Annotated in this window: 6 protein-coding genes and 1 pseudogene; 6 read left to right on the top strand and 1 reads right to left on the bottom strand. The window is 33.9% G+C overall.

What is annotated here, in order from left to right; all coding sequences use genetic code 11:
* Nucleotides 1–189 (top strand): annotated as a pseudogene (locus QM859_RS08950) (TfoX/Sxy family protein); the annotation flags it as partial.
* Between the two features lie 692 nt (nucleotides 190–881).
* On the opposite strand, the gene QM859_RS08945 reads toward QM859_RS08950, so the two are convergent.
* Nucleotides 882–1,775 carry a helix-turn-helix domain-containing protein gene (locus tag QM859_RS08945; RefSeq protein WP_414262830.1) on the bottom strand — a complete coding sequence of 298 codons (894 nt, stop codon included), beginning with the start codon at nucleotides 1,773–1,775 and terminating at the stop codon, nucleotides 882–884.
* A gap of 1,280 nt (nucleotides 1,776–3,055) precedes the next feature.
* On the opposite strand from QM859_RS08945, the gene QM859_RS08940 reads away from it, so the two are divergent.
* The 5 genes from QM859_RS08940 to QM859_RS08920 all read left to right on the top strand — a co-directional run.
* A complete protein-coding gene (locus QM859_RS08940; RefSeq protein WP_414262829.1) occupies nucleotides 3,056–4,054 on the top strand; it encodes a hypothetical protein in 999 nt (332 codons plus the stop codon).
* Between the two features lie 766 nt (nucleotides 4,055–4,820).
* Nucleotides 4,821–5,816 carry a replication initiation protein gene (locus tag QM859_RS08935; protein ID WP_414262828.1) on the top strand — a complete coding sequence of 332 codons (996 nt, stop codon included), beginning with the start codon at nucleotides 4,821–4,823 and terminating at the stop codon, nucleotides 5,814–5,816.
* Between the two features lie 362 nt (nucleotides 5,817–6,178).
* Nucleotides 6,179–6,574, top strand: coding sequence for a hypothetical protein (locus tag QM859_RS08930; protein WP_414262827.1), 396 nt, complete (start codon nucleotides 6,179–6,181; stop codon nucleotides 6,572–6,574).
* A 122-nt stretch (nucleotides 6,575–6,696) separates the two neighbouring features.
* On the top strand, nucleotides 6,697–8,334 hold the full coding sequence (locus QM859_RS08925; protein WP_414262826.1) for an ATP-binding cassette domain-containing protein: 1,638 nt from the start codon (nucleotides 6,697–6,699) through the stop codon (nucleotides 8,332–8,334).
* A partial coding sequence (locus QM859_RS08920) for a TfoX/Sxy family protein (protein WP_414262825.1) occupies nucleotides 8,327–8,531 on the top strand: 205 nt, incomplete at its 3' end. The genes QM859_RS08925 and QM859_RS08920, both read left to right, overlap by 8 nt.

Raw genomic sequence — 8,531 nt, 5'->3', positions numbered from 1 at the left:
GAACTATTTTTAAAGAGAACGCCGACATCGGACAAACTTCTTGCAGACTCAGAATTGCGTTATCCGTATGAGGGTTCAAAGACATTGATGTATGCATTCGACAGATTTGAGGATATGGATTTGATTACTGAACTACTGAAAGGTATGTATGCGGAACTGCCAGAAAAGAAACCCAAGAAAGCCAAATGAGACAAACAAGCTTCAGTTTGTTGAACTTAGCAAGGTATAAATTTCTATGAAATGAAACCTATAAAACTTGTACGGCTATTGTAGGGTAGGAAAAGAAAACTTGGTTAACAGAAAGTGAAACAGTAGCAAGATTATTTGAGATGTATGAAGAGTCAACAAAATAGACCTCATTGAGGTCTATTTTTTGTATAATCGACTTCGATTTGCGGGATTTTATACAAAAACTCTGCATTTTTGATACTGAGACGAGCATTCTGACGTCATTTCAGCTTGATTTGTGGACAATAACTACAAGAAACCCCTAGAGCCACAAGGGATAGGGGTTGTTTTGCTATTGAGATACTTCTTTCGGAAAAAGACCAATTTTTCGGAAAAAAGATTTCTCTAAAGAAGTTTCTTGTTCTGTTTATTCAACATTTAAATTCTCCTTATTATTTTTTAATGATAGTTTAATCAAAGTAGTACTAATAATAGAACTAAAAGCTATAATGAGATAGGTATTCTCGATAGTTCCGCGTGAAATTAGCGTATATGAAATAAAGATGATTTGGACTAATATATTCAACCAAAATACGAAATTAAAAACATTATTCATTTAAATTCTCCTTATTATTTTAACTCCTGGATTTGTATCCGCTTTCTTTATGATTTAAGTATATCCTAAACATAAAAAAAACAACATGACTTCTAAGTCAGGTTGTAGAAAAATCTCCTTGTTTTTCTTCTAAAATTCTTTGTGCTAATAGTTCATCTCCCAATAATTCTGCAGAAGTAACAGCTTTACCATATAATTCTTCTGCATATTCCTCATTATTATCTACATGTAAAACATATTTCGCTTTAAGCATGTAAATCATCGGCATATAAAAAACATGTCTTGTTTCCTTTATTATCTCTTCGAAACATTCTATATATTTTAAAGTATCCTTTGCTTCTAATTGTGACAAAATAACTAATAATATCTTTTCCAACTGTGTTAAGGATTCTTTATCTTCGTAATCTACAAAAAACAATGTTTTATCAGCTAATTCGTCAAAATAACTTTTATCTTCTAATCCCATTGCACAACAAATAAAATAAAGTTCTATAATTAGTAAATCATTGACTTTAAAACTATTTTTCTTCAGAACCTGTTGAAAATATTCTTCTAGTAAGACTAAGCCATAACGTACATCAGAACTTCGGCAAATATCAAAACGAGCTTGAATAACATCTACTAAAAGCTGCTCTTCCTCCGGTAAATCGTCATAATACAGCTCTCCAATTTCTTCCAACAGTTCTTCCTTACGCTCAATACGTCCTTTATCCGCATAGGTAGGGACGTTGATTAGCTCTTTTTTTAACTTCAGGTACTCTTTAGGTAATTCAATTTCTTCTACATCAACAATACTTTGAACTGAGATACCTAATTTTTCTGACAAAATGACAAGTTTAGGAACTGTCACCATAGCCTGCCCATTTTCAATACGAGCTAATTGTCGAACAGTCAATTCTGACTCATCATCACAAACATCTGCTTGAGTTAGCCCGAGGTTCAACCGAGCTATTTTTATCTTTTTACCAATCTCTTTCTTTAAATCTTCCATATATCTATCCAAATATTTTGATTTTATTTATCTTATCACATTTCAACAAAAATATCATTAACTGGAAATAAGAATAGATTCCAAGGAAGAGCAAGGCTCAAGGCAATCCCCATTAATTATTACGATCATGAAAAAGATAAACGAATCCACGTTTCGATTAATAATTTAGTAATGATTGATAGCGAGATTCCAAGCTCTCTTTTTTGTCTGCGTGGTTCGCAGGCACTTCGGTCTGATTTTAGAAGACCGAACCTTTTTTCGAGAAAAACGCTTGACGTTTTGTGAGAAAAAATCAAGGAATTTTTATTGCGTGGAGCAATAAAAAGGGCTGAAAGGCATAAATGTTTAGCTGATCTATAAAGGGGCTGAAAGCCACTTTTATGGTCGGCTAAACATTTATCAGGGATAAATGACGGTTATTTCATCTTTTTTCTATTAAAGATGAGGTAAAAAGTTTCATGTTGATTTTTTGTTTCTGACATTTTATTTTTTTATTTTGTTTTTTGTGGCATACTATAATTATAAAAGATTGATTGGCTAGAGCATGAAAAAATAAGCAACCGATTTTTAGGGTTGCAAAAGAGGAAACAGAAGACGGTTTTAATGGATTTTACACCAACATATTCAAATAAAAATAATTTTAATAGCTCGGTCAAAAAATAGTTTATATATCATTTATCTAAAAATCAAATTAAATTTTTCTAAAAAGTATTTATAACTAAGGAGGAAACAAAAATATAAAGGAGGAGAAAAAATAATTATCTTTAGCTATTAAATTCAATTATGCGGAAAAACTTATTTAAAGTACATTGTATAACATTATGTAAATACAACTAACTAGACAAAAGAAAGAGAGGAAGAGGAAACAGTTGGTAGTAAGGTTCGTAGCAGTTAAGACTGGTTATTACAACGATTAGCTATCGTTGTAACGTAAAGAAAAAACAATCAGTAGGACGTGTTTTTTAAGTGTCTACTGGTCTTATATTTTATTTTTTATATAGCCCGTCGTTGCTTTAAACGACTATGTTTTTATAGCTTTTTTACGAAGAAAAAAAGCGTCAGGGGACGTTTCACCCTTGGGCTATCTGCTTAGCCAAACTAAAGTTAATACCCAAGCGCATGGGCTTAGCTGACAGTGTTGAAGATTTGCGTTATTGCTTCAACCGGTTCACTTACCGAGTTGGCTCGTCCAACTGACAAGCAGAAAAAATTACGTCTATGACTAGGTTATTAGCCTAGTTATAGACGGTTTTTTAGTATCCAAAAGAGAGGGGGTCAATATGGGTAAATCAAGAAAAGAGAAGCGTTTGGCACGAAAACAGAGAGCAGAAGAGCAAGTACAGAGCTTGCGAACGAGTGAGGAAGCTCGATTTGAGAAAGTGTACGAGCTTGGACGTCAGATTATTGATAAAAAGTGGGCGGACGGTCAAGGACGGTCAAGGCATCAAGGAAAGAAAGAGGGAGACGTGTATCGTTATATAACGTCTAAAAAGGCTCACAGGGACGTTTTAGCAAACTGGCGTAGATTTTCCCAGTTCGTCGCAAAACGGAGCTTAGGGGACGATTTGGACAGTTTAGAATCGATTTTGAAGTATGCAGACCGTTATATTCAGAGTTGCGTTGATAAAGATTTGTCGGCTTGGACGTTGACAACGTACAAGGCGCACCTGGGCAAAGTGTTTGATTTATCAACTACGGCTTTCATGCCTACAAAATCAAGGCGCAGAGCTGATGCCAAGCGCTCACGTCAAGACGTGGAAAGTGATAAACATATCTCACAAGAGAAAAAGGACTTTTTCGAGATGGTGGGCGGAGCTACTGGCTTGCGTAAGTCTGAATTGCAAAGCATCAAAGGTTCTGCATTAGAGAAAGAGCGTGACGTAGACGGATTTTACTACTTTCACATTAAGGGAAAGGGTGGAAAATGGCGTAGAAGTCCATTAGTGGCACGAACCGAGGAAGAAGAACGTCTTATCGTTTCTTTATTCCGTCAAAGTGAGGATTTCTACGTCTTTAATGACCGAGTGAACGAGGTTCAGACGTATGCAGTGCCAAAGAAATTGGACGAACACTCTTCACGAGCAGAGTACGCAAAACGTGTGTATTTGCTGAATGAGAGGGACGTGACCGTTCTTCCGAAGTCGCAGAAGACGTTTCTGCGCAAGGATCTGAAGGGACACGTCTTAGATAAAATGGCAGAATTGGCAGCATCAAAGGCGTTAGGGCATGAGAGAGTAGACGAGTTTAGAAAATCCTACGCCTACAAGCTTGTCAGGTAAGCGTTTATAGGGGGTTAGTGATAGATTACCCACGCTTCAGATTTTAAAAGCGCCACAACGCTCGTCTCAGCACCTCACAAACGCAGTCATATCAAGGATTTAGGGGTTTCGATAAGAGAATAATGCTTATAACTAGGCTATTAAACTAGTTATAGTATTTATTCCCCATTTTGTACATCAAAAGATACACGTTTCAGAAATAGAGAAAGTGTATCAACTGTATCAATGCAGTAGTATCAAGGAATTAGAGCTTTTGTACTAACTGTATCAACTGTATCTAAACCACTTTAATTGGATTGATTGCTATCAAGAAGCGAGGGCGTAAGCCTTAGAGCGAAGCTCTCCTTGCCAGCGTGAGCGTAGCGAACATGGTTCACTTGTATGAACCAGTCAAGAAGATTTTTAAAAAAGAAAATGGATAGAGAAAAAACGAGCGTAGCGAGTCTCTTTTTTATATATCTTTTATATATATCTTTTTTATTTATCTTTTACGGACTAGCGCAAAAAACAACGAAACCCTTACATTACCAAGGGGTTTCGCATTTTTAAAAGGTCTGTTCTAATGTACAAAATGGGGAGTTTATGATGTACAAAATGGGGAATAAATCGAGTTTATGATGTACAAAATGGGGAGTTTATGATGTACAAAATGGGGAAAAAATATCATTCATTTTGCAATGAGTTTTTTGTTTGACAAAATAAGTAAAAAAGTATATATTTATGGTAGTGATGAACAGTTACGAAACAAGAAAGAAAGAGGTTTAGCGTGGCTAAAGAGGTTAAGAAGAGTAAGAGTGAAATTGTTGTTCATAACGAGTTTAACGAAGTTTCTATGAGACAATGGACTGCAAAAGAGATGGATTTATTTATTGCTATTGTGTCAAAAGTGATGAATAAGAAACAAGACGTGGTAACACTTGATACAGAAGAGTTACGCACCATTATATCCGAAAAAAAGAATTTGGATAGGTGGAAAGAAACAGTAGTATCTGTTGTTAATAAAATCGGAGAATTAAAGTATCATAGTTACACTGACAAAGCCTATTCTCTAGTCTTTCCATTCTCCAAATTCGATGTTTTTTTCGATGAAAAGAAAATCGAAATCAAAGTATCAGAGCATTTTGAAAAGATTGTCAACGTTATTTTAAAAAACGGAGAGTTCACTTTTTACGAGCTAGAAGAGTTTGTACAAATTAAAAGCACATACGCAAAGACAATGTACCGACATTTGAAGCAATGGCGGACAACAGGAAAAGCCGAGTTTCCTATCGAGCGTTTCCGTGAAATGTTAGATGTTCCAGAAAGTTATACAAGCGGAGAAGTGACAAGGCGTGTTGTTTTTCAAATCATCAAAGAACTATCTCCGTTCTTTGAGGGCTTGAAGTATGAGGTTATTAAAGGTTCAGGACGTGGAACTCCTATCAAGAGTTATGTTTTCAAGTTTAAAAAGCAGAGTGGTTTACCATATCAAACAGAGAATGTGATCAACACTACTGCATCTCCAAAACCGAAGAAAACAAGCAAGAAAACAACGAAGAAAACAAACGTGCCGGACTACTACAAACCTGACTACAAGAACATGACAACAGACGAGGAAAAAGCTGAATTAGAGAAGAAAAAGGCTGAAATGATAGCTCGTTTAGAAAATGTTGGTAACGAAGATAAAGAAGACGAAACAGAAGAATTCAATCGCTTGAAAAAAGAAAGCGATGAACTACTAAAAGAATTTTACGGAGAAGATAAAAAAAGCATGGCTGAATAGACCGTGCTTTTTTGTGTCGTTTTTTAACGTCATATAACGTGTTTTAAGAGTCTTAATCGTTGGGGTGGTATATTTACCCTCGGAAGATGGTTTGTGTTGTTTTTTATTGTAAGTAATAAGAGTTTCAGAGCTTAAAATCGATTCTCGATAAATACTTTCTCAAAAAAATAAAAATATACTATGACATCTATAGCCAGATTAACAGAAGAAGGAAGACAACAATCAATTTTAAAAAGCATTTTAAAATTGATTGTTTAAGTGTTTTCATGGAATTGTGTGTGTAGAATTGTATAAAATATGCTACAATGTATCTATACATAGTGCTATGTTTGTGTAGCAAATAAATAAATCTAGGAGAAAAAATGAGCGTTCAAATCAGCGTGAGAGTTTCAAAAGAACAAAAGGAGAAACTCGTAGAGTTAGCTAAAAATGAGAATAAAACAATTACTCAATACATAGTAGATCGTTGTATTGTAGAAGAAAGCTATACAGATGCTAGTAATATAGATGATGCTAGCGATCGTGTAGCAGAAGTTCTACACGAGCAAATTGAGCAAATTCGTGCTGATTTTGAGACTGAACGTAGCTTTTATGTTTCTCAAATTGAGCAAAAAGATAAACAAATTGCTGAAATGTTAGAGACTAATAATAATCAACTCCAGTTGATTGGAGCACTCACAATAAAAAATGAAACTCTACTTTTAGAAACAAAACAAAGCTGGTGGAAACGATTGTTTTCTAGTAAGAAGAATAAATAATGGTCTATAGCTAGTAGAAATTTTGGAAGTGAGGATTTCATTTTGATAAATTTTAAAAGGACGTGATGACGGACTAGACGAGTTTTTAGGCTGTGTGAATAGAAAATATTAGAGGGAATTATATGAAAAATAAAATATGGCAAAGATTTAAGATAAACTTATTGTTTTATGCTATTTTAGGGATAATTATTGCTTTACTTAAATCTATCAATACTTTTTACTTTCAAGAATTATTAGATTCTTATAATTCAAAATTTAATCCATTGATTCTTTTGATGTATGGTATAACGATTGTTCTTGTTCCTATTCTTTCTTATATAGACCAAAATCCAAGAACAAAGTTATATCATGGTATTTATTTCTTCCTGAAAAAACAAGCTCTTGAAAAAATTAGTAGAATTTCTTATATCAATTATACTCAACTTAATTCAGGAAAACTACTTCAAAAAGTAGAAGCTGGCTCCTCAGCAGGAAGAAATGTTTATTTAAATTTTTATACTAGACTTATCAGAGAATTATTGCCAGAGACACTATTCAACCTATTTTTTATTGCTTTAATTGATATTAAATTGCTTATACCAATTACCATTGGATATATTGTGGTCTTTATACTGACAAAGTACTTGTTGAAAGTTTTACAATCTTTGAAGGAGACATCATTAGTTTCAGAAGAGAAAATGAATCATACGTTAATTCGTGGGATAACTGAAATGGTTACCTTTAGAATAAATAAACTTTATAAGCGGGAAATAGCCAACTATGAAGCCATGTCTAATGAAACCGTCTCAGGTTTAACACATATGACCATGATCCATGAAATGTTCTTTGGAGTGTTTGCTCTCTTAGTGGCTATTATTAAGATTGTAACAGTCGGACTATTCTTTTCAGGATATATTACGGTTAGTATTGGTAGTTTGGTAGCTCTTCTTATTTATATTGACCGTATTTATAATCCAATAGCTATCTTTAATGTTATTTTTGTTCAATATAACTTAGATATTATTTCGTTCAATCGACTAAAAGAATTTTTTGAAATGGATGACGATAGGCATCTAAATTCGGGAGTAAGTGTCAAAAGAGTTTCACGGGTTGATTTTTCAGGTGTCAGTGTTCATATTGACAATAAAGATATCTTATCAGGGCTTAATTATTCTTTCAAAGACCGTAATATTTATGGACTTGTTGGTAAAAGTGGCTCTGGAAAATCAACTTTGATTAAGACTTTTTTAGGATTGCTAAAGCAATCTGAAGGAAAAATTTATATAGATGAAAGAGATTTTTCAGAAATAAATTTAAATGATTTTTATGAACAAGTTTTTTATCTTTCACAAGAAAGTCCAATTTTCTCAGGAACGTTGAGAGAAAATATTATTTTTGATAAACAGATTGATGATGAGCGTATCATAGAGGCATTGAGGCGCTGTCAATTATCGGAATTCTTTGAAAAACTTCCAGAAGGCTTGGATACAACCATAAGTAATACGACTGTTTCAGGCGGGGAGAAGCAAAGAATTGCTTTTGCAAGAATATTTTTCTCAGAAGCGAATATAATTATATTGGATGAGGCAACATCCGCTTTAGACGAAGTAACAGAGGGACTCATACTAAAAGAACTTCTTCCTGTTTTGAAAAACAAAATGACAATTATGATTACACATCGACCAAGTAATTTAGCAATTGTAGATACAATCATTGATTTAGATAAGCTTAAGGAGGCAAATCATAAATCTATCAATCAAGGAGGTAATCATAGTGAATGAATTTAATGAATTTGTTCGTGAGATTTTTTCCGCAGCAGGTGATATTGTCATAAGATCCATGATGGGCGGATACCTTATATATTTTAACGGTAAGCTGATAGGTGACATTTGCGATAATGAACTATTTTTAAAGAGAACGCCGACATCGGACAAACTTCTTGCAGACTCAGAATTGCGTTATCCGTATGAGGGTTCAA

Origin of the sequence: Streptococcus infantis (assembly GCF_047463175.1) — a bacterium.
GTDB classification, from domain to species: Bacteria; Bacillota; Bacilli; order Lactobacillales; family Streptococcaceae; genus Streptococcus; species Streptococcus infantis_AC.
Note: the sequence above shows the minus strand (reverse complement) of the source record. Positions and strands in the feature narration are given on the sequence as shown.

What these genes read in the sequence shown, in the direction of transcription:
- QM859_RS08945 (WP_414262830.1), bottom strand. Translation starts at nt 1,775, where the DNA reads ATGGAAGATTTAAAGAAAGAGATTGGTAAAAAGATAAAAATAGCTCGG.
- QM859_RS08940 (WP_414262829.1), top strand. Translation starts at nt 3,056, where the DNA reads ATGGGTAAATCAAGAAAAGAGAAGCGTTTGGCACGAAAACAGAGAGCA.
- QM859_RS08930 (WP_414262827.1), top strand. Translation starts at nt 6,179, where the DNA reads ATGAGCGTTCAAATCAGCGTGAGAGTTTCAAAAGAACAAAAGGAGAAA.
- QM859_RS08925 (WP_414262826.1), top strand. Translation starts at nt 6,697, where the DNA reads ATGAAAAATAAAATATGGCAAAGATTTAAGATAAACTTATTGTTTTAT.